A 19029-nucleotide genomic window follows, 5' to 3' on the forward strand; every position below is an offset into this window, starting at 1 on the left:
CGCCCTCTCTGCCTCCAGGGGTCAGGGAGTAGGAGGATACTCCGCGCGCCTGCGGGCGGGTCGTGCGTTCCGCGCCGGGCGGCAGCGGCGGCACCGGTCCGGGAAGCAGGGCCCCCGGGTCACGGCGGGGTGCGGTGCGCCCGGAGGACGGCGAGGGCGCCCGCGGCGGCCGCCGCGGCGAGCCCGCAGAGCAGCACGGTCGGGGCGGCCGCCTCCCCGGGGTGGCCGGAGACCGCCAGCAGCGGCCAGGCGGGCGGGAGGAGGAGCAGCGCCCGCCCCCAGGCCTCGGGCAGGGACCAGGCCGCCACCGGCAGCAGGACCGAGACCGCGCCGGCGGCCTTCACCACCACCAGCGCCTCGACCTTGTTCCCCGCCAGTGCGGCGGTGGCCAGGACGATCAGCGGGGCCTGGGCGGCCGCGAGCAGCACCGCGGTCAGCGCCTGCGGCCACGGCCAGGGCGCGGGCGCCAGTCCCGACAGCGGGACCGCGACCGCCAGGCCGAGCAGCGCGAGCGCGGCCGCGCTCGCCGCCCGCAGGGCGAGGTAGGCGCCCGGCGGCAGCGGCGATGCCCGGAGCACCGAGAGGATCCGCTCGTCGGCGTCGTCGATGAGCCGCAGCGCCACCGCGGACCCGGCCATCACCGGAACGTGCAGCAGCACCAGCGCCGCGAACAGCGCCGGAGCCGCCGGGGCCGGGTCGAGGCCCTGCGACCGCTCGGCGAAGGCGGCGGCCGGAGGGTAGAGGAACCGCAGCAGCAGCGCCAGCGGCAGCGGCGCCACGGCGATGGCGGCCAGCAGCGGGTCGTGCGCGGATCCCAGCAGGTCGAAGCGGGCGAAGGCGGCGACCGCCCCGCCGCGCACCCGGCCCGGCCGGGGCTCCGGGCGGGGATCCGGGCGGGGAGCGCGGGGCCGGGGGCGGAGTGCGGCGGCGGCCGCGGGGCCGCGCCGCGCCTGCTCCTCGGGTTCCGCCCGCCGGGCGGCCCACGCCCAGGCCGCGGCGGCGCACACCGTCGTCCACGCGCAGGCCGCGAGCGCCGAGGCGGACGGCGGGACCCCGGCGGCGCCGCTCCGGATCAGCTCGGCGGCGCCGGTGGTGGGCACGGCGAACACCGCGGGGCCGTCCGCGGCGCCGGCCAGGTGCAGCCCGGGCAGGGCGACCAGCGGCGCGACCCAGGGCACCGCGGCGAAGGCGGCGCCCAGCAGGGTGCGCGCCCGGGCCCCGGCGGCCATGCAGACCGCCACCAGGATCACCGAGGTCAGCGCCACGCCCGCGCAGACCAGCGCGATGGAGGCGGCGCGCGGCACCGGTCCGTCGGCCGGGACGGCCGCGGCGACGGGCAGCGCCATGGCCGCCGCGGCGGCGGTGAGCAGCACCAGGCGCGCCGCCACCGCTTCGGCGGGGCGCAGCGGCGCGGCCGCGCGCGCCGCCTCGGCGCCCTCGGTGCGCTCGAAGAGCAGCAGCCCGACGGCGATGAGCGCGCCGAACCCGGCGGTGTCCAGGAACAGCACGAACGGGGCGAGGGCGCGGGCGGCCGCCGCCGGGAGCAGCGCCATGGCCGCCGCCCACAGCACCGCCAGCACGGCGGCCAGCGGCAGCACCCGGTAGCGCAGCGCGATCCGGGCCTCCAGCACCAGAGCCGCCCGAAACCGCCGGAGCCCGCCGGCGCGCCCTGCGGTTCCTCTGCTCATCGCCGGTCCCCGCCTTTTCCCTGGGCCGCCCGGGCGCGGGTCCTTCTCCGCCGGGCCCCGGCGCTGCCTCCTCCCCTGGTCCCGGCCCGTCGGAGCCCGCCGGTGCGCTTTCCGGTTCCTCTGCTCATCGTCGGTCCCGGGCCCGGTGGGGTGGGGCCCGGAGGGGGCTGAGGGGGACCGGGCGCCGTCACAGCCGGACCTTGGTGACCTCGGCGAAGACCTCGTCCAGGGCGGCTTCGCGGGTGTGCAGGGAGGCCAGGCCGCCGCCGGCGATGATCCGGGACAGCTCGGCGGCGTCGTCCGGGAGGGCGGGGTCGAAGGTGCGCCGCCGCAGCGCGCCGTGCTCGGTGTACTCGGCGCGCAGCCCGGGGCGGCCGTGGCGGAGCTTGAAGGCGGCCGGGGTGTCCACGGCGGCGATGCGGCCGCCGGCGACGAAGGCCACCCGGTCGCAGAGCCGCTCGGCGGTGGTCATGTCGTGCGTGCTCAGCAGCACGGCGGCGCCGCGGTCGGCCTCGGCCCGCACGATCGCGCGGATCCGGGCGGCGCGCACCGGGTCCTGCCCGGAGGTGGGCTCGTCCAGCAGGAGCAGCCGGGGCCGGTTGATCAGGGCGCGGGCCAGGTTCAGCCGCATCCGCATGCCCTTGGACAGCTCCGCGACCCGCCGGTCGGCCTCGGCGCCCAGGTCCAGCCGGTCCAGCAGCTTCCCGGGGTCCTCCACGGGCCCGCGGTAGAGGGAGGCGAAGGCGGCCAGGTTCTCCCGGGCGGTCAGCCGGGTGTAGGCCGCGGGCAGTTCGAAGCCCACGCCGACGTGCTCGAAGTAGTCGGACCCCCACTCGGGCAGCGGGCGGCCCAGGGCGCGCACCGTGCCGCCGTAGCCGCGGACCACCCGGGTCAGCACCTTCTGCACGGTCGACTTGCCCGCCCCGGAGGGGCCGAGGAGGCCGAAGACCTCGCCCGGTGCGACCTGGAAGGTCATCGCGCGCACGGCAGGGCGCGGCGCGCCCCGGTAGCGCACCTCCAGGCCGTCGGCGCGGACCGCGGCGCCGGTCACGCCCGCTCCCCGGGGCGGTCCTGGAGGGCGGCCAGGGCCTCGTCGGCCAGGTCGGGCAGGTGGCCGGTGCCGCCGTCCCGGGCCCAGGCGGTGACGGCCTCGGCCAGGGCCGCGGTGCAGGCGGCCGCGACGGCGCGCACCGCCAGCGGCGGATCGTCCGGGGAGCCGGGGGCGAGGCCGCGCTCGAAGGCGTCCTGGGAGCCGCGCATGCTGTCGCCCATGCGGCGGCGGAGCGCCGGGGCGTCCAGGATGAGGCGGGCGCGGAGCAGCAGGTTCTCCCGCTCGCGGGCGTAGACCTCGGGCAGCGCCAGGGCCACGGCGGCGCGCACCCGCGCGACCGGCGGCTCCCCGGGCGGCCGCTCCCGGACGAGCCGCTCCAGCAGCGGGTCGTGGTCGTCCCGCAGCACCACGTCCTCCTTGGTGGGGAAGTGGCGGAAGAAGGTCATGTGGGAGACCCCGGCCTCGGCGGCGATCCGGGCCACCGGGGTCCCGTCGTAGCCGTCCCGCAGAAAGAGCCGGTAGGCGGCGGCGCGCAGCGCATCGCGGGTCCGCTCGCCCCTGCCCCGATCGCGCCGTGCCACCGCGCCTCCCTGGATGTTAGTGGCTAACACGTTAGTCGCTAACACTCAGGACGTCCAGGGGAGGCGGCCGTCCCCGCGACTTCTGTGCTCTTTGCGGACCTGCGGCCGCGAGAGCTTCGGGCCCCCTCGGATACCGCTGGGCCGCGACACCGATGGAACCGGAGAATCCGTGAAGAGAGGGTGGCCTTCGGTGACGGACGCTAGTGTTGGCGCGGTTCTGACACGGCAGGAGCTCAGAGTGCGTGAACTGTACGACTTCGAAATAGAGCCAGAAGTACGAGACTGGCTTGACAGCCTGAGCGACAGTGACTTCAAGCGCGTGGACGAGGTCGCCGGAATGCTGGCCGAGCGAGGAAGCGGACTGGGCGGGCCCTGGTCAGACCATCTGGAGGGTCCGGTATGGGAGCTACGCCTTCGCTTGCGAGGAGTGGCCGCCCGTGTAACGTACTGGTGCAGGCCTGACGGCAGAATCGTGCTGCTCACCGTTTTCCGTAAAACGAAGCAGCATGATCAACGGCAGATCGACAGGGCGGTTCGGGCACAGAAGATCTGCGCGAACGAGCATGGCGGGCCGGTCGTTGAGAGCTACGAGAGGCGGGCGTGATGGCTGGTTACCACACGCGTTGGGTGCGTCCGGATCCTCGGCCCGAAGACCCGGAGCGGATCGCGATTCGGGAGGCCCTTGCCTTCGGTAAGGCGCTGTACGACCGGCGGACGGCTCTAGGGCTCTCTGTGGACGAACTGGCTGAACGGGCGGCCATGACCACCGACGAGATCGAGTGCATCGAGGAAGGCGGGACCGCTCCGACCGTCGACCTGCTGCGTCGACTCGCAGCAGCGCTCAACGCGGATGTCCGGCTGACGGCCGGACACGACATCGACTCGGTCTGGTTCGAACCGCACGCGGCCTGACCCGACCGGGGCAGGCAGAGATGCAGGAGGGGCCTAGGCCCGGCCGCTCCCGGCGGAACCGCTCGTGCACCTTCCGCCGGCCGCGCAGGGCCAGTCCGGCGAACCGGTAGGCGGTCCGGTTGAGCGCCCCGGGCATCCACCGCGGCAGGGGGACGCCCGGCGGGGGGAAGGCCCCGGTGGGGACCCGGGAGGGCTGCAGCGCCACCGGGACGGCCACCGCCCCCAGCCGCTCGGCGATGTGGTGGCCGGGCGTGCCGACCAGGTGCACCACGGCGTCGGCACCCTCCTCGGCGGCGTCGGCCATGTCCTCGCAGACCCGGTGCATCAGCGGGGTGATCCTGCGCACCAGCCGGACCGCCTGGGCGGCCCCGTGCGGGCCGCGCAGCCCGGTCCGCATCACCCCGCCGAGCTCCGGGTCGCCCATCAGGGTGAGGGGGCCGTCGTCGACCGGGTGGTAGGCGATGCCGCGGGCGGCGGCCAGGGGGGCGCTGCCGGCGGGCCCGGCCGTCCGCACGGCGTGTCCGGTGGACTCCAGTGCGGCGGCCAGCGCCAGGAAGGGCTGGACGTCGCCGCGGGTGCCGTGGGTGAGCAGCAGGACGCGCATCAGGTTTCCCCGTCCTTCCGGGTGAGGCCCGCCGCGACGATGTCGATCAGCAGGTCGAGGGTCTGCGGGTAGTGCTCCGGCGAGGCCAGCCGCTCGGCGTTGACCGGCAGCAGCAGGACCGCCTGGAGCACGTTGGCGATCACGGCCTCGTCGGCGTCGACGAACGCGCCGGACTCCTTCCCCGCGGAGATGAAGCGGGCCAGCGCGGGGACCGGGCCGTCGAGGGCGGTGCCGGGGCCGACCCGGCGCGCGACCGCCTCCATCTCCTCCGGGTGGTCCACCAGCCGCCGGTACAGCGGGTTGCCGGACAGCTCGGCGGCCGCCGCGTGCAGGAACCGGCGCAGCCCCTCCCGGGGGTGGGGGCGGTCAGCAGCGCCTCGTCGACGACGCGCCGCTTGACCTCGCCGGCCTGGCGGTCCATCAGTTCGAGGTAGAGGGCCTCCTTGGAGTCGAAGAAGGCGTAGAAGCTGCTCTCGGCGATCCCCGCGGGGGCGGTCAGCTCCTCCAGCGAGGTCTTGCGCAGCCCTCGGGCGGAACAGCTCGCGGCCGGCCTCCAGCAGCAGGCCGGTGATGCGCTCCCTCTCCTCGGCGGAGAACGCGGGCGGCATGGGGTCCCTCCTTTTCCGGTCCGGGCCGGCCGCCCGGTCGGGGCTTCCGGTCGGGTGGCGTTCGAATCCATGAAACCAATTCGGTCATTTGTTTTCATTGGGGGCGGACCCGCGCTCCGCCCGGGCCGGGGCCGCTCCCGGCGGGGCTCAGCCGATGACCGGGCGCTCCTCGGGGTAGCCGACGCGGCGGGCGCGGCTGCGCAGGGCGAGTGCGGTGGCCAGGGTGATCGGGCCGATGCGGCCGATGAACATGAGCAGGCAGAGCACGAGTCGGCCCAGCGGCGGGATGTCGGCGGTGATGCCGGTGGACAGCCCCACCGTCGCGAACGCCGAGACCACCTCGAACAGCACCTGGTCCAGGGTGAACGGGGTGATGGTGATCAGCAGCAGGGTGGAGGAGACGACGAGGCCGATCGCGAACAGCGCCACCGTCACCGCCTGCCGCTCGGTGTCGGCGGGCAGCGTCCGGTCGCCGACCACGGTGCGCGGTTCGCCGCGGACGTTGGCGAAGATGACGAACGCCAGCAGCGCGAAGGTGGTCACCTTGATGCCGCCGGCGGTCCCGGCGCTGCCGCCGCCGATGAACATCAGGATGTCGTTGACGAACAGCGTCTGGGTGTGGAACCCGGCCACGTCCAGGCTGTTGAACCCGGCGGTGCGCGGCATCACGCCGTGGAAGAAGCCGACCAGCAGCTTCTGGCCGGTGCGCATCGGCCCCAGTGTCGCGGGATTGGACCACTCCAAGGCGGTCACCAGGAACGATCCGATCGCCAGCAGCGCCAGGGTGGTCCAGACCGTGACCCGGGTGTGCAGCGACCAGCGCCCGGTCGGGCTCGGCCGGCGCCGCCGCCAGATCTCGATCCACACCGGGAAGCCCAGCCCGCCGGCGATCACCGCGAAGGCGATCGGCAGCACGATCCAGGGGTCGGTGGCGAATCCCATCAGCGAGTCGGAGTAGAGCGCGAAGCCGGCGTTGTTGAACGCCGACACCGCGTGGAAGACCCCGTGGTAGAGGGCCCGCCCCACCGGGTAGTCGTAGGCGGCGGCGAACCGCGCGGCCAGCACCGCCGCGCACACCGCCTCGAAGACCAGGCTGAACGTGGTGATGCCGAGCACCAGCCGGCGCACCTCGCCCAGCGTCACGGCCTTGGTCTCGCCGCCGGCGGTCAGCTGCATTCGCAGGTTGATCCGGTGCCGGACCAGCAGGATCAGGGTCGAGGCCAGGGTCATCACGCCGACCCCGCCGATCTGGATCAGCACCAGGATCACCGACTCGCCCAGCAGCGACCAGTGCGTGGGGGTGTCCACCACGATCAGGCCGGTCACGCAGAGCGCGGACACCGCGGTGAACAGCGCGTCGACGAACCCGGTCTCCTCACCCGCCTGGGTGGCCGCGGGCAGCATCAGCAGCAGCGTCCCCGCGGCGACGACGAGGGCGAAGGCGGCGGCCGTCGCCTGCGGCGGCCGCGCCCTCCTGGCCGCGGCCGAGACCGCCCCGCCCGCCAGGCGCCGCGCACCCCGCAGCGCTCTGCGGGGCAGGCCCTCCCGCCCCTGGTCCATGTGCTCCCCCTGCCGTGCGGTCCCCGGCGGCCGCCTTCCGGTATGCGGCCTGTGCCGCCCTTCCGGACGGAGACGGCGGACGATCCTATCCCCGACCAGGAGCGGAGCCGCCGCCGACACGGCCGGGGCCCGCCCGGCGCCGGTCCGGGGAAAGGGGAGGGCCGCCCCGCCGGAGCGGAGCGGCCCTCTTCCGGCCGGCGCGGACCTCACCGGTTCCGGCGGTCGAACCCCCAGAGCAGCAGGGCCAGGTAGGCGCCGTTCACCGCGGCGCCGCCGAGCAGCCAGGGCCACACCGCCCCGCCCTCCGCCGCCACCCAGAAGATCTTGGCGGCCCAGTAGGACGGCAGCACGCCGAAGGCCAGCCCCCAGGCGCCCGGGATGAACCAGGGCAGCAGGGGCAGCGCGAACAGCACCGTCCCGACGGCCCGGACCACCGCGAGCCCTTCCAGCTTGTTCCGGGCCACCAGCGCCATCAGCACCGCGACCACCGCGGCGGTCAGGCCCGCGGACAGCGCCGCGGCCGCGGTGCCGGCCGGCCCGGCGGCGCCCTCGGGCATGAACCCGCTCAGCGCCACCGCGACCGTGATGAACAGGGTGGTCACCACCACCAGCGTGGCCACCCGGTACAGCGCGAACACCGACATGGACACCGGGGCGACCCGCAGCGCCTGCAGGGTCCCGGAGTCCTTCTCCTCCAGCAGCATCAGCCCGGCCAGCGCGCCGAGCACCCCGGGCGTCCCCAGCACCAGGAACATCGAGACGATCAGCGGGTGGTAGGGGACCAGGTCGAAGCCGTACCGCTGGTCCAGCATCTCCGTCAGCGGCGGCAGCGTGAAGCGCAGCACCGCCAGGTACAGGAACGGGGCGACGACCAGGAAGCGCAGCATGGAGTCGCGCCGCAGCCCGATCAGGTCGTTGCGCCCGAAGGCGCGCACCGGTGCGGCCATGTCACTTCCCCTCCGCGACGATGAACCGGGTGAACAGGCGGCGGGCGAGCAGCGCCAGCAGGAGCGCGCAGAGCAGCTGGTAGCCGACCGCGTAGGCGTACTCCCACGGGGCGGGGTCGGTCTGGCCGAACGCCGCGCCGAGCAGGATGAGCGAGCCCTGGGTGGGGATCAGGTAGAGCACCGGGTGCTCCCACAGGCCGGAGTAGTGCAGCAGCGGCGCGTTCACCAGGGCCAGCCAGAAGGTGGAGGGCACCACCCAGTCGGTGACCGAGGAGAACGGGAGCGCGGTGGTGAAGCTGAGCACCAGCATGAACACGGTCGTGGTGGCCAGCCCGGCCAGCAGCGGCAGCGGCGAGAAGGACACGCCGTGCGCGATCACCGTGATCACCAGCGCCAGCACCGTGCTGAGCAGGGTCAGGGTGGCGACCTTCGCGCCGAGGTAGTCGCGGAAGCGCAGCGGCGAGACGGTCAGCGCGAACAGGGTGCGCTCGCCCTTCTCGAAGAAGAGCGACGCGGCGATGAAGAAGAACGGGACGACCACCAGGTCGCCGAAGAGCACCAGCGGCGCGGCGGCCTCCCGGTAGCCGGTCGGCAGCGGCAGCAGGATCGCCAGCCACGGCAGGACGGAGAAGGCGGCGGCGTAGAGGAACCCGTAGCGCTTCTGCAGCCGGAGCTCCAGCCGCACGGCGCTGCGCAGCCGGGCGGGCCGGCGCGCGGCGGGGGCGGCGGCGCTCATCCCAGGCTCCTTCCGGTCACCTCGACGAACACGTCGTCGAGCCCGGCCTCCTGGCTGTGCACCGACTCGATCCGGCGCTCCCGGAGCAGGGCGTGCAGCGCGGCGTCGTCGGCCATCCCGTCCAGCGGGAACTCCGCGGACTCCAGCCGGCCGTCCTCGCCCCGGTAGGCGACGCGCACGGTGCGCCGGCTGCGGGCGAGCTTGAGCTCGTCGGGGGAGTCCATGGCGGCGATGCGGCCGTCGACCACGAACGCCACCCGGTCGCACAGCTCCTCGGCGGTCTCCATGCTGTGCGTGGTCAGGAAGACGGTGCGGCCCTGCCCGGGCAGCTCGGCGATCATCTCCTTGACGATGCGCGCGTTGGACGGGTCCATCCCGCTGGTCGGCTCGTCCAGGAAGACCAGCTCGGGGCGGTGCAGCAGGGCGCGGACGAAGGTCAGCCGGGTCTGCATGCCCTTGGAGAACCGGCCGACCCGGGTGCGGGCGGCGTCCCCGAGGCCGACCCGGCGCAGCAGCGCCATCGGGTCCTCGGTGTCCCCGCCGTGCAGCGAGGCGAAGAACTCCAGGTTCTCCAGCGCGGTGAGCTTCTGGTAGTGGTTGGGCAGCTCGAAGGAGACGCCGATCCGGCGGTAGTAGTCGCCGCCGTGCTCCTCCGGGGAGCGCCCCCACACCCGGACGGTGCCCCGGGCGCCGGTGAGCAGCCCGGTGAGGATCTTCTGGGTGGTCGACTTGCCCGCCCCGCTGGGGCCGAGGAAGCCGAAGATCTCGCCGCGGCCGACCGAGAAGTCCATGCCGCGCACGGCGGGCTCGGCGGTCCGGGGGTAGGTGTAGGTGAGGTCCGCGACGTCGATGACCGGCGGGGCCTGCGGCGGCGCCGCAGGGGACGGGCCGGTGACGGGCCGGGTCTGGGCCATGGTGGTTCCCTCGCGATGGGCCGGGTGGAGCCGGCTACCCCTCTCGCGCCCCTCCGGACTCGTGCCAGGAGTCGCGCAGGGCGGCGTAGCCGCGTTCCAGGAACGTGTACATCTCGTGCAGGTCGCGGAGGCGGTCGAGGTCCTCCTCGGGGGCGCCCTCCAGGCGCTTGAGCCCGTTCTCGGCCAGAGTGCGGACCGCCGCCGCCTCCTGCACGCGGGTGTCGATCTCTCCGCGCCAGAAGCCCGGGCGGAGCCGGTAGTAGTGCCGCCGCGAGCCGGGGACGGTGAACCGCTCCACCGCCTCGGAGCGCTGGAGCAGCCGGATCGCCATGCTGATCGCCCCGCGGCTGGCACCCAGGGCCCCGGCCAGTTCGTCGGCCGACTGGTGCGCGGGTGAGCACACGATCAGTCGGCCCAGGACGCGCCCCTCCATCCGGGGCAGCCCCCGCTCCTCGAAGAACCGGCCGAGTTCCTCGGCAAAGACCTGGCGCTCACGCTCCATCCCCGCCTCCGCCATTCCTCTGCTCCTCACCGTCGCGGGTGCCGTCAGGGAAGACGGTAGAACGACCCGGATGAACTTTCAATACTTTTTGAAAGTTCATCCCGCAGGGGAGGGCGGGGCCCTCCGGCCGCCCCCGCGGACCGCCCGCGGGCGGCGCGTAGGGTCGAGGTGCGGAGGTCTGCGATGCTGGGCGTCAAGAAAGCGCGTCCGGCCGTCAAGACCGCGTATGTGCGTCCCGCCGCGCGAGCGGGGGCGGGCAGAGTGGTCCTCCGCGCGGCGCGGTGGGCGGATCCGGGATCCGCGGACCGCTCTGCGGCGTCAGAATCGGGGCGGCCGAGGCGGCGGCCCGGTGCGGAGCGGTGACGGAGGAGAGGCAATGGAGTTCGGGCGACGCCTGCTGGCGACGCTGGGCATCGGCGGAGCGAAGGTCTACAGCGAACCGGTGGGGCCGGTGCGGCCCGGCGAAGTGCTCCGGGGCAGCGTGCTCATCGCGGGCGGGGACGCCGCGCAGCGCATCGACGACCTCACCGTGGGGCTGCAGGCGCGGGCGATGATGGACAAGGGCGAGACCGAGTGGGACGTCATCCTGGAGTTCGCCCGGGCCCACGTGGAGACCGGGATCGACATCGAGGCGGGGGAGCGCAAGAACCTCGACTTCGAGCTCACCGTCCCCTATGAGGCGCCGCTGACCAGGCTGGACGGCACCCCGATCACCGGGATGGGCGTCGGTCTGGACACCCGGCTGCACCTGCACGGCGCGGTGGACGCCGCCGACCTGGACCCGGTCGACGTGGAGCCGCTGCCCGCGCAGCTGGCGGTGGTGCAGGCGCTGCGGGAGCGGGGCGCGGAGCTGGAGCGGGCGGTGCTGCACCGCGGCCCGGGCCCGCTGGGCACCCCGGAGGACTTCTTCCACCAGAGCCTGGAGTACGGGATCGCCGACCGGCACCTGTCCCTGGTGATGCGCGCCGACGCCGAGGGGTGCGAGGTGGCGGTGCTCGTCGCGGGCCACCGCGGCCCGGCCCGGCAGGTGCGGGTGGAGGCCGCCGACCCCGAACCGGGCCTGCGCGAACTGCTGGCGCCCCCGGTGGCGCTGGAAGGCGCCTGAGCGGCGACCGGGCCGGCCGCCCCGCGCGGCCGGCCCGCGCCGTTCCCGCCGCTCCGGACCGCCCGCGGTCCCGGGCGGCGGCCCTCGCCGGGCCGCCCGCGGTTTCAAGAGGCCTTCTCGGGATATGCGTGTGAGAGCCTTCCCCGGCACCCCCGCCCTCTGATCCCCGAGAGGAAACCGCCCCATGTCCGATGGGACCGAGACCCCCGACAGCGGCTCAGACGCCGGACCGCCCGGCGGCGGCTCCGGAGCCGAACCGGCCGGTGCGGGCATCGCCCGCTACAAGGTGCCGGCGATCGCCGGCGCGGTCGTCGCCGGGACCGCCGCGCTGCTGATCCTGCCCGTGGCGCTGCACCCGGGGGACCCGTTCGAGGACGTGGGCTCCTGCGAGGAGGTCTTCACCGGCGAGTTCGTCGACGGCCTGCACCTCGGCGGCGACCTGATGATGCTGGAGTCCGAACCCGGCGAGAGCGGGCTCCCGGCACGGTTCGACCCGACGCTCATCTGCGTGGACGCGGCGGACAAGAGCCTGGTGGCGGAGTTCTTCGTGCTGGACCCCGCCGAGGACCCGACCGACTACGGCGCGGCGCGCGACATGGTCTCCACCAGGCGCGGCATCGCCGAGGAGACCCGCTCCGACGCCGATGAGGAGCGGCCGTTCCGGACCACCGAGCTGGAGGACCTCGACGCCGGCGACGGCGGGTTCACCGCCCTGTACGAGCCGCCGGAGGAGCTGCGCTGGGACTACGCCGAGTGGGCGCCGGGCTCCACCCGGGGCGGCCACGCCACCGCCGTGTTCAGCCTCCGCAACGTCGTGGTCCAGGTGACCTGGTTCGGCGGCGACGGCTCGACGACCCCCTCGCGCGCCTCCGCCGAGCGGGTGGCCGAGGACCTGGCCGAGCGGATCCCCGAGACCGGCGAGGAGGGCGGCGGCTCCCCGCCGGAGAACACCGTGGAGCCCTGACCCCGGCCCTCCCCTCCCGAACCCCCTGGCCCCGGAGGCCCGGCGCGCGCGGCGCGCCGGGCCTCCGCCGCGTCCGCCCCCGCCCGCCCCGGACCGCCGCCAATACGCCCTGGACAAGAAACAATAATCTCGTATAGCTTCGAATACATGCTTCCAGTATCCAAGTCAGGCGACCGGCCGCCCGAGGACCTGACCGCCCGGGCGCGGATCAGGGACGCCGCGCTCGCGCAGTTCGCCGCGCGCGGGTACGCCGGGGCGACCCTGAAGAGCGTCGCCGAGGCCGCCGGGGTCTCGATCGGCCTGGTCCAGCACCACTTCGGCACCAAGGACGACCTGCGGCGGGCCTGCGACGCCTACGCTGCCGACACCCTGGCGAACCTCGACAACCTGGGCGTCACCGGCGGCGAGATCGGCGACCCCGACTTCCTCTCCCGGATGTTCCGGCAGAGCCCGCTCGTGCTGCGCTACGTCGCCCGGCTCATGGTCGACGGCTCCCCCTCCGCCGCGGCGTTCTTCGACAGCGGCGCCGAGGCCGCCGAGGAGTTCCTCAGCGGCACCTGGCCCGAGCGCTTCCCGCCCGGCTCCGACCGGGTGCGCGACGCCGCCGCGGTGATGGCGGCGATGCACCAGGCCGTCGTCGTGCTGCACGGGCACCTGTCCCGCCGGATGGGCGCCGACGTGCTGGCTCCGGAGAACACGGCCCGCATCGGCCTGGCGATGTTCGACGTCTACACCTCCATGGCCGAGTTCGCGGCCTCCGAGACCGGCACGGCCGTCCGCGACGCGGCCCGCGCCCACCAGCACGGCGCGTCCGCGGTGCGGCCCGCGCCGGGGAAGGACGGCCCCGACGATGGCCGCGACCGTTGACATCACCGGACTGGCGAAGTCCTTCGGCGGCACCCGGGCCCTGGACGGCCTGGACCTGACCGCCCGCCGAGGCGAGGTGCACGGCTTCCTCGGCCCGAACGGGGCGGGGAAGTCCACCGCGCTGCGGATCCTGCTCGGCCTGGTCCGCCCGGACGCCGGGACGGCGCGGCTGTTCGGCGAGGACCCCTGGCGCCGGGCGGTGGAACTCCACCGCCGCCTGGCCTACGTCCCCGGCGACGTCGCCCTGTGGCCCGGCCTCACCGGCGGCGAGGTGATCGACCTGCTGGGGCGGCTGCGCGGCGGCGCCGACCGGCGGCGCCGGGACGAGCTCATCGACCGCTTCGACCTCGACCCGGGGAAGAAGTGCCGCGCCTACTCCACCGGCAACCGGCAGAAGGTCGCGCTCATCGCGGCCCTGGCCGGCGGCGCCGAGCTCCTGGTGCTCGACGAGCCCACCTCGGGCCTGGACCCGCTGATGGAGGCGGTCTTCCGGGAGTGCATCGCCGAGCAGCGCGCCGAAGGGCGGACCGTCCTGCTCTCCAGCCACATCCTCGCCGAGGTCGAGGCGGTGTGCGACCGGGTGACCATCGTCCGCGGCGGCCGCACGGTCGAGGCGGGCACCCTGTCCGAGCTGCGCCACCTCACCCGCTCCTCGGTCGCGGCGGAACTCGCCGCCGCACCGGAGGGGCTGAGCGGCATGGCCGGCGTGCACGACCTGCGGACCGAGGGCCGCCGGGTCCGCTGCCAGGTGGACACCGACCGGATCGGCGCGGTCCTGGCGCACCTGCACACGCTGGGGATCGCCGACATCACCGTGCAGCCGCCCACCCTCGAAGAGCTGTTCATGCGCCACTACCGGGCCGAACCGGCCGACGGCGCCGTCCCGGGGGCGGTGGCCCGATGAGCGCGCCCGCCGCCGGGCCCCGGACGGCCGGGCCGCCCTCCGCCGCCGGCCCCGCGGGCCCGCTGACCGGGACCGGAGCGCTGGCCCGGCTGCTGCTCCGGCGCGACCGCGCGATGCTCGCGGTGTGGCTGCTGCTGAGCTGGGGCGTGGCGGGCGCCCGGGCGGGCGGAACCTACGAGGCGCTGTACCCGACCGCCGAGGCCCGCCAGGACCGCTACGACCAGGTCATGTCCGACGTCCCGATGTACCTGCTGTTCCAGGGGCCGGCCTACGGGACCGGCGTCGACGCGCTCCTGGTGCAGGAGTCGTTCGGCGCCGCGACCCTGCTCTCGGCGCTCGGCGCGGTGCTCTTCACCGTCCGGCACACCCGCACCGACGAGCAGGCCGGGCGGCGCGAGCTGATCGGCTCGACGGCGGTGGGGCGGCACGCCCCGGTGGCCGCGGCGCTGGCCGTGGTCTGCGCGGCCGGCGCGGTCCTGGCGGCGCTCACCTGCGCGACGATGCTGGCCTCCAGGATGCCCGCCGCCGGGTCGCTCCTCTTCGGCCTGGTGGTCGGGAGCGCGGTGTGGCTGTCGGCCGCGATGGCGGCGGTGGCGGCGCAGCTGACCGCGAGCCCGCGCGCGGCCGCCGCCGGCGCGTTCGCGCTGTTCATGGCGTTGCACTTCGTCCGCGGCATCTCCGACCTGGGCGGCCCGGGGCTGACCTGGCTGGGCTGGCTGACGCCGAACGGGTGGCTGCAGCGCACCCGGCCGTTCGCCGGGGACCAGTGGTGGCCGCTCCTCCTGGTGGCGGCCCTGCTCGCGGTCCTGATCGGGGCGGCGCTCGCCCTGGCCGACCGGCGCGACCTCGGCTCCGGCCTGCTCCCGCCGCGCGCGGGCCGCGGCACCGCGGGGCGCGCGCTGAGCGGCCCGCTCGGCCTGGCCTGGCGGCTGCACCGGGGAACGGCGCTGGCCTGGCTCGCGGGCACGGTCGCCGTCTGCCTCCCCGCCGCCCTGGCCGGGACGGCCGCCATGGAGCAGTACGCCGTCGGCGACCGGATGGCCGAGTGGGCCGCGTCCGCGGGGGCCGCCCCCGCCGACGTGCTCTTCATCTACATCGCCTTCAGCACCGTCTTCCCGATCACGCTCTACACGGTCCAGATCGTGCTGCGGATCCGGTCGGAGGAGGCCGACGGGCACGCCGCCCTGCTGCTCTCCGCCCCGGTCGGCCGGGTGCGCTGGGCCGCCGGGCACCTCGCGGTGGCGCTGGCCGCCCCAGCGGTGCTGCTGCCCGCGGTGGGCCTCTGCTTCGGCGCGGGCGCGGGCGACACGGCCACCATGCTCGCCACCACGGCCCGCCTGGTCCCGGCCGTCTGGGTGATCACGGGGATCGCCATGGCCGCCTGCGGCCTGGCCGGCCGCGCCGCACCGCTGATCGGCTACGGCGCGCTGGCCGTCGCCCTCACCGTCGAGTTCGGCCAGCACCTGGGCTGGCCGGAATGGCTGTTCCGGGCGTTCTCGCCGTTCGCCCACGTCCTGCCGTTCCTCGGCGTCCCCGGCCCCGGCACCCTGCTCGCCCTCACCGCCCTGGCGGCCGCACTGTGCGCCCTCGGACTCGCCGCCCTGAACCGCCGCGACCTGCTCGCCTGAGGGACCCGAGCGGTGTCCCGGGTGGCGGGAGCGGCCCCCGGCATCGGGGTGCCGGGGGCCGCTGGGCGGGCCCTTCGGCTCCCGGCGGGGGTCTCCAGTCCCCGCCGGGGCCGTTCCACGTCCAGGCCGATACGGTCCCGCCTGTTGCGGACACGTCCGCAACCGCTTTTCATGCAGGTAATGAACCCGCTGTCATGGTCGGGCTCCTACCCGGTGGACTTCTGCCCCATGGAAACGGGATCAAAATCCGCAGAATGATCTTAAACGATTCTGAACGTCCCTGAACGCTTTTGCGGCGGCCTGCGCGAAGTGGCGCACAGAATTCCCAGAAAGGTCAACGGGGATCAGAGTGCGCAATGGCGTACATGGTGCATATACCGGGCGACGCTTCGTGGCGGAGCCCTGCTCGCATGGGGTACTTTCACCCCATCGGCCCTTCGCAGGCCAGAGTGGGCGTGTCGTCTCCAGATGATTCCAGGCACCCCGATCGCCCCGGCTCTGACGTTCCGTCCAGGTCGATCCGTAAAGTCACGTCACAGGAGTCGTGTACCTCATGCATATCTCCGTCCGAACCGCCGTATCCGCCCGAACTCTCCTGCTGCTTCTTTCCGCGGCGCTGGCCTGCGGACTCCTCATCGGCGGACATGACGCCGCGACCGCGGTCCTCATCGCCGTCGCGGTCGTGGTCGTCATCGCCGAGAAAGTGCTCGAGCCGCGCCCGGAGTCCACCCGATGAGCCGTCGCGACCCCGCGGAAAGCGGCCCCCAGGATTCCCTGCGCACTTATGTCGGCGACCCCAACTACACCGTCGTCCCCGGAGCCCTGCCCCGGCGGGTCCGGGTCGGCACCGACGGCGCGCTGTGGGGAGAAGTGCCGGTCGTCCCCGCCCACCACGGCGCGACCGCCCCGCCGGCGCGGACCTCCCGTACCGACGGGCACGTGGTCACCATCGGCCCCGCCCGCCGGCCGGACGGCCGCCCGGCCGGGGCGGCCGCCTCCTCCCCGGCCAGGGCGCAGGCCGTTCCGGATGTGGAAGGCTTCGACCTGCGGCCGGACCCGATGGAGGCGCTCACGCCCGCCGAGTTCATGGACGCGCTCAGGCGCTACCGGCGCTGGGCCGGAAACCCGTCGCTCCGCGAGATGTCCGAGCGGTGCGGCGGCGTCTACTCCTCCTCGGCCATCTGCACGGCCCTCAAAAGCGACCTCCTTCCCCGGTACACGATGCTCAACGCCGTCATCACCGGATGCGCCGGGAAGAACGCGGAGGCCGAGTTCCAGCGCTGGGTGACCGCATGGCGGCGCCTGGACGGCCAAGAGAAGGGAGAACCGCAGGTCCGGCCGCAGATCGTGCTCGTCCGCTCCCCTGAGGAAGACGCCTGACGGGCGCGGCCGGCCCGGCATCCGCCGATCCCGGGCGCCGCGGGATGAGACGGGGACCGGTGAGAGAACCGGGCTCCCGTTCCAGCCGGCCCGGACGCCCCCGCTCCGCGGAGGCGGCGCGGTGGCCGGCACGCCGCCGCGCTGACCGCGGTCCTCGCGGCGGGCGGGTGCGCGGCCGACCCCGCCGGCACCGAGGAGCAGGGAGAGAGCGAGATGTCCGGGACGCAGTCGAGCGGACCGCCGGAAGTGCCGCAGGGCGCGGATTTCGCCGAGGAGCGGCGAGCGGTGGCGGAGGAGATGTGGTCGGCCGGGCGGACCGGGTTCGCCCCGGACGTCGCGTCCCCGCGCTCCACGATGGTCGGCGAAGAGGAGCAGGCCGCCCTCCCGGACGACTGGCGGGTCCTCCTCTTCCACTCCACGCTCAACCCCGGCCTCGGCGTGTTCGCGGCGCTCGGCCCCGGCGGCGAGGCGTTCGTCCTCACCGGGGACGCGGACGCCTACACCCGCTTGGCGGAGGCGTCCGGGATGGCGGTGGACGACCCGGAGTCGGCCGTCGAGACGGCCGCCTTCTTCCTCGAGTACACCCGCCGCTCCCAGGACCCCCTCGTCGTTCTCCGCTCCCCCTCCGACGCCGTGCTCGGCCCGTCCGGCGACGAGGCCCGCGACGAGGCCGAGAAGCGGATCGAGGACGCCGTCTCCGCCCCGGAGGCGGAGCCCGCCGGAGACGGCTTCGCCGTCACGCTCCACACCCAGCGAGGCGACCGCCTGGACCGCTGGACGGGGACCGTCCGGCGGAACGGGGCGGTGGAAGGCGACTTCAGCACCGTCCTCGAGGACCTTCCCGTCTCCTACGGCCGGCCCTGAGCCCGCCGCGCGCTCCACGATCGGAACGGGGACCGCGATGCCCGCCGCTCCCCCTGGCCGCTGAGAACGGCCCGCGTGCTGCTCTGGATGATGTCCTTCCTCACCGCCCTGACCGCGGTGCAGGTCTTCCTGCTGATCGGCGGGGCCTACGGGGCCGGGGTCGCCGCGATGCGGCTCCTCCCCGCGCTGGCCTGCGCCCTGGCGGCGAAGCGCCTTCCGCGCATGGGGCGCGCGGGATACGCGCTGCTCCTGGCCTTCCTCGCCATCGTCGCCCTGTGGCAGGTCGACCGGTTCACCGGCGGGGAGCCGTTCGGCATCGTCGGCTTCGCCTTCGTCACGGTGCCGGTGGTCCTCCTCGCCGCCCCGGGAACCCGCCGCCACCTGCGCTCCCGCACCGCCGCGGGCCGGTGACCCGGGAACCCGCCGCCACCGCCGCCCGTCCCCCGGGGAGGGCCGCCCCGCCCGCCTGACCAGAGATCCGGGCGGTCGGCCCGCGGCGGTCAGCGCGCCGTCGCCGCCAGCAGGGTGCGGGCCAGGTCGGCGGGGTCGCCCACGGCGGTGGAGGCGATGCCGCGCAGCCGGCCGGCGGCCCCGGGGCCGCGGGACAGGGCGCAGACCGCGGCGAGGCGCACGCGGGGGTCGGCGTCGGTGCGCAGGGCCGCCTCGAGCGCGTCGGCCGCCGCGGGCGCGGGGCCGTCCCCGCCCGCTCCGTCCCCGCTCGCCCCGGCCAGCAGCGCCTCCCGGGCGCGCTCACCGCCGTCGAGGGGCGAACCGGGCGCGGACCGGGGCAGGCGCACGCGCAGCACCGGACCGCGCCACACCGGGTGCACGGCATCGCAGAGCAGCAGGTCGAGCCAGGTTTCGAACCAGGCGGGGAGATCGGGCTCCGGGGCGAAGAGCGGCGGCCCCTCGGAGTTCCAGGTGCAGACCACCCGGCCGCGGGCGTCGCCGTTGAACACCAGGTTCAGGGCGTACCCGCAGCCGAGCTCACCGATCATCAGCAGGCCGGGGAACAGGCCCGTGCTGCACTCGCCGGGAGCGCCGTCGCGCCAGCCGAAGACCTCCCACCACCACGCGCCGGCGGCGCCGGGGTCCTCCGGGAAGCCGGGGTCGCGCCCCGGCACCAGCGGGAACGGCCCCCGGGCGTGGTCCTTGAGTTCTAGCGGTCGTCGCAACACCCCGGACCGGGGAATGCGATGGACTTCAAGATCCGA

General features: G+C 75.0%; 22 protein-coding genes and 1 pseudogene. 11 read left to right on the forward strand and 12 right to left on the reverse strand.

Annotation, left to right across the window (positions count from 1 at the left end):
• Positions 1–119 precede the first annotated feature (119 nt).
• From D459_RS0128170 to D459_RS0128180, 3 genes are all read right to left on the reverse strand, one after another.
• Entirely contained in the window at positions 120–1688 is a 1569-nt protein-coding gene (locus D459_RS0128170) for a fluoroquinolone export ABC transporter permease subunit (RefSeq protein WP_040711461.1), read from the reverse strand.
• A gap of 187 nt (positions 1689–1875) precedes the next feature.
• The gene (locus tag D459_RS0128175; RefSeq protein WP_017596338.1) at positions 1876–2739 is read right to left on the reverse strand and encodes an ABC transporter ATP-binding protein; all 864 of its coding nucleotides are present in this window, start codon (positions 2737–2739) and stop codon (positions 1876–1878) included.
• Complete coding sequence (locus D459_RS0128180; RefSeq protein ID WP_017596339.1) at positions 2736–3320, reverse strand: TetR/AcrR family transcriptional regulator; 585 nt, start codon at positions 3318–3320, stop codon at positions 2736–2738. The genes D459_RS0128175 and D459_RS0128180 overlap by 4 nt, the downstream gene beginning before the upstream one ends.
• Positions 3321–3558: 238 nt before the next feature.
• Here D459_RS0128180 and D459_RS34815 point away from each other — a divergent pair, with 238 nt between their 5' ends.
• Together D459_RS34815 and D459_RS34820 are read left to right on the forward strand one after the other, a co-directional pair.
• Positions 3559–3924, forward strand: a complete 366-nt coding sequence (locus D459_RS34815; RefSeq protein ID WP_081620736.1) for a type II toxin-antitoxin system RelE/ParE family toxin — start codon at positions 3559–3561, stop codon at positions 3922–3924.
• Positions 3924–4232, forward strand: a complete 309-nt coding sequence (locus tag D459_RS34820; protein WP_081620739.1) for a helix-turn-helix domain-containing protein — start codon at positions 3924–3926, stop codon at positions 4230–4232. The genes D459_RS34815 and D459_RS34820 overlap by 1 nt, the downstream gene beginning before the upstream one ends.
• On the opposite strand, the gene D459_RS33140 is transcribed toward D459_RS34820, so the two are convergent.
• From D459_RS33140 to D459_RS0128215, 8 genes and pseudogenes are all read right to left on the reverse strand, one after another.
• Positions 4162–4836, reverse strand: a complete 675-nt coding sequence (locus D459_RS33140; protein WP_017596340.1) for a glycosyltransferase — start codon at positions 4834–4836, stop codon at positions 4162–4164. The two genes, D459_RS34820 and D459_RS33140, sit on opposite strands and share 71 nt — an antisense overlap.
• Positions 4836–5117, reverse strand: a complete 282-nt coding sequence (locus tag D459_RS37215; protein WP_020380371.1) for a hypothetical protein — start codon at positions 5115–5117, stop codon at positions 4836–4838. The genes D459_RS33140 and D459_RS37215 overlap by 1 nt, the downstream gene beginning before the upstream one ends.
• 194 nt (positions 5118–5311) lie before the next feature.
• A pseudogene (locus D459_RS37220) lies at positions 5312–5542 on the reverse strand (hypothetical protein); the annotation flags it as partial.
• 49 nt (positions 5543–5591) lie between these two features.
• On the reverse strand, positions 5592–7004 hold the full coding sequence (locus D459_RS0128195; protein WP_017596342.1) for a TrkH family potassium uptake protein: 1413 nt from the start codon (positions 7002–7004) through the stop codon (positions 5592–5594).
• Positions 7005–7210: 206 nt separating this feature from the next.
• On the reverse strand, positions 7211–7951 hold the full coding sequence (locus D459_RS0128200) for an ABC transporter permease (protein ID WP_017596343.1): 741 nt from the start codon (positions 7949–7951) through the stop codon (positions 7211–7213).
• Between the two features lies 1 nt (position 7952).
• The gene (locus tag D459_RS0128205; RefSeq protein ID WP_017596344.1) at positions 7953–8687 is read right to left on the reverse strand and encodes a fluoroquinolone export ABC transporter permease subunit; all 735 of its coding nucleotides are present in this window, start codon (positions 8685–8687) and stop codon (positions 7953–7955) included.
• Positions 8684–9601 (reverse strand): ABC transporter ATP-binding protein, encoded by a 918-nt coding sequence (locus tag D459_RS0128210; protein ID WP_017596345.1) that lies wholly within the window; start codon positions 9599–9601, stop codon positions 8684–8686. The genes D459_RS0128205 and D459_RS0128210 overlap by 4 nt, the downstream gene beginning before the upstream one ends.
• 34 nt (positions 9602–9635) lie before the next feature.
• The gene (locus D459_RS0128215) at positions 9636–10118 is read right to left on the reverse strand and encodes a GbsR/MarR family transcriptional regulator (protein ID WP_017596346.1); all 483 of its coding nucleotides are present in this window, start codon (positions 10116–10118) and stop codon (positions 9636–9638) included.
• 361 nt (positions 10119–10479) lie between these two features.
• Between D459_RS0128215 and D459_RS0128220 the strand changes: the two genes are divergently transcribed.
• The 9 genes from D459_RS0128220 to D459_RS0128260 all read left to right on the forward strand — a co-directional run bounded on the left by D459_RS0128220 (position 10480) and on the right by D459_RS0128260 (position 18226).
• Positions 10480–11208 carry a sporulation protein gene (locus D459_RS0128220; RefSeq protein ID WP_017596347.1) on the forward strand — a complete coding sequence of 243 codons (729 nt, stop codon included), beginning with the start codon at positions 10480–10482 and terminating at the stop codon, positions 11206–11208.
• Positions 11209–11392: 184 nt separating this feature from the next.
• Positions 11393–12172 (forward strand): hypothetical protein, encoded by a 780-nt coding sequence (locus D459_RS0128225; RefSeq protein ID WP_017596348.1) that lies wholly within the window; start codon positions 11393–11395, stop codon positions 12170–12172.
• A 147-nt stretch (positions 12173–12319) separates the two neighbouring features.
• The gene (locus D459_RS0128230; protein ID WP_017596349.1) at positions 12320–13039 is read left to right on the forward strand and encodes a TetR/AcrR family transcriptional regulator; all 720 of its coding nucleotides are present in this window, start codon (positions 12320–12322) and stop codon (positions 13037–13039) included.
• Positions 13023–13943, forward strand: a complete 921-nt coding sequence (locus D459_RS0128235; protein WP_017596350.1) for an ABC transporter ATP-binding protein — start codon at positions 13023–13025, stop codon at positions 13941–13943. The genes D459_RS0128230 and D459_RS0128235 overlap by 17 nt, the downstream gene beginning before the upstream one ends.
• Positions 13940–15571: a hypothetical protein gene (locus tag D459_RS0128240; protein WP_017596351.1), complete on the forward strand. Its 1632-nt coding sequence runs from the start codon at positions 13940–13942 to the stop codon at positions 15569–15571. Before D459_RS0128235 ends, D459_RS0128240 begins: the two co-directional genes overlap by 4 nt.
• A 553-nt stretch (positions 15572–16124) precedes the next feature.
• Positions 16125–16307, forward strand: a complete 183-nt coding sequence (locus D459_RS0128245) for a hypothetical protein (RefSeq protein ID WP_152523141.1) — start codon at positions 16125–16127, stop codon at positions 16305–16307.
• Entirely contained in the window at positions 16304–16951 is a 648-nt protein-coding gene (locus tag D459_RS0128250; RefSeq protein WP_017596353.1) for a hypothetical protein, read from the forward strand. Before D459_RS0128245 ends, D459_RS0128250 begins: the two co-directional genes overlap by 4 nt.
• A gap of 213 nt (positions 16952–17164) precedes the next feature.
• The gene (locus tag D459_RS0128255; RefSeq protein ID WP_152523142.1) at positions 17165–17815 is read left to right on the forward strand and encodes a hypothetical protein; all 651 of its coding nucleotides are present in this window, start codon (positions 17165–17167) and stop codon (positions 17813–17815) included.
• 75 nt (positions 17816–17890) lie between these two features.
• Entirely contained in the window at positions 17891–18226 is a 336-nt protein-coding gene (locus D459_RS0128260; RefSeq protein ID WP_017596355.1) for a hypothetical protein, read from the forward strand.
• 89 nt (positions 18227–18315) lie between these two features.
• Here the strand turns inward: D459_RS0128260 and D459_RS0128265 are convergent, their stop codons facing one another.
• Positions 18316–18993 carry a hypothetical protein gene (locus tag D459_RS0128265; RefSeq protein ID WP_152523143.1) on the reverse strand — a complete coding sequence of 226 codons (678 nt, stop codon included), beginning with the start codon at positions 18991–18993 and terminating at the stop codon, positions 18316–18318.
• Between the last annotated feature and the right edge of the window lie 36 nt (positions 18994–19029).

Source organism: Nocardiopsis potens DSM 45234 (genome assembly GCF_000341105.1).
GTDB lineage: Bacteria > Actinomycetota > Actinomycetes > Streptosporangiales > Streptosporangiaceae > Nocardiopsis_A > Nocardiopsis_A potens.

What these genes read in the sequence shown, in the direction of transcription:
- D459_RS0128235 (WP_017596350.1), top strand. Translation starts at nt 13,023, where the DNA reads ATGGCCGCGACCGTTGACATCACCGGACTGGCGAAGTCCTTCGGCGGC.
- D459_RS0128200 (WP_017596343.1), bottom strand. Translation starts at nt 7,951, where the DNA reads ATGGCCGCACCGGTGCGCGCCTTCGGGCGCAACGACCTGATCGGGCTG.
- D459_RS34820 (WP_081620739.1), top strand. Translation starts at nt 3,924, where the DNA reads ATGGCTGGTTACCACACGCGTTGGGTGCGTCCGGATCCTCGGCCCGAA.
- D459_RS0128240 (WP_017596351.1), top strand. Translation starts at nt 13,940, where the DNA reads ATGAGCGCGCCCGCCGCCGGGCCCCGGACGGCCGGGCCGCCCTCCGCC.
- D459_RS0128215 (WP_017596346.1), bottom strand. Translation starts at nt 10,118, where the DNA reads ATGGCGGAGGCGGGGATGGAGCGTGAGCGCCAGGTCTTTGCCGAGGAA.
- D459_RS0128170 (WP_040711461.1), bottom strand. Translation starts at nt 1,688, where the DNA reads ATGAGCAGAGGAACCGCAGGGCGCGCCGGCGGGCTCCGGCGGTTTCGG.
- D459_RS0128255 (WP_152523142.1), top strand. Translation starts at nt 17,165, where the DNA reads ATGTCCGGGACGCAGTCGAGCGGACCGCCGGAAGTGCCGCAGGGCGCG.
- D459_RS0128225 (WP_017596348.1), top strand. Translation starts at nt 11,393, where the DNA reads ATGTCCGATGGGACCGAGACCCCCGACAGCGGCTCAGACGCCGGACCG.
- D459_RS0128245 (WP_152523141.1), top strand. Translation starts at nt 16,125, where the DNA reads ATGCATATCTCCGTCCGAACCGCCGTATCCGCCCGAACTCTCCTGCTG.
- D459_RS0128220 (WP_017596347.1), top strand. Translation starts at nt 10,480, where the DNA reads ATGGAGTTCGGGCGACGCCTGCTGGCGACGCTGGGCATCGGCGGAGCG.
- D459_RS0128250 (WP_017596353.1), top strand. Translation starts at nt 16,304, where the DNA reads ATGAGCCGTCGCGACCCCGCGGAAAGCGGCCCCCAGGATTCCCTGCGC.
- D459_RS0128230 (WP_017596349.1), top strand. Translation starts at nt 12,320, where the DNA reads ATGCTTCCAGTATCCAAGTCAGGCGACCGGCCGCCCGAGGACCTGACC.
- D459_RS0128210 (WP_017596345.1), bottom strand. Translation starts at nt 9,601, where the DNA reads ATGGCCCAGACCCGGCCCGTCACCGGCCCGTCCCCTGCGGCGCCGCCG.
- D459_RS0128205 (WP_017596344.1), bottom strand. Translation starts at nt 8,687, where the DNA reads ATGAGCGCCGCCGCCCCCGCCGCGCGCCGGCCCGCCCGGCTGCGCAGC.
- D459_RS0128195 (WP_017596342.1), bottom strand. Translation starts at nt 7,004, where the DNA reads ATGGACCAGGGGCGGGAGGGCCTGCCCCGCAGAGCGCTGCGGGGTGCG.
- D459_RS33140 (WP_017596340.1), bottom strand. Translation starts at nt 4,836, where the DNA reads ATGCGCGTCCTGCTGCTCACCCACGGCACCCGCGGCGACGTCCAGCCC.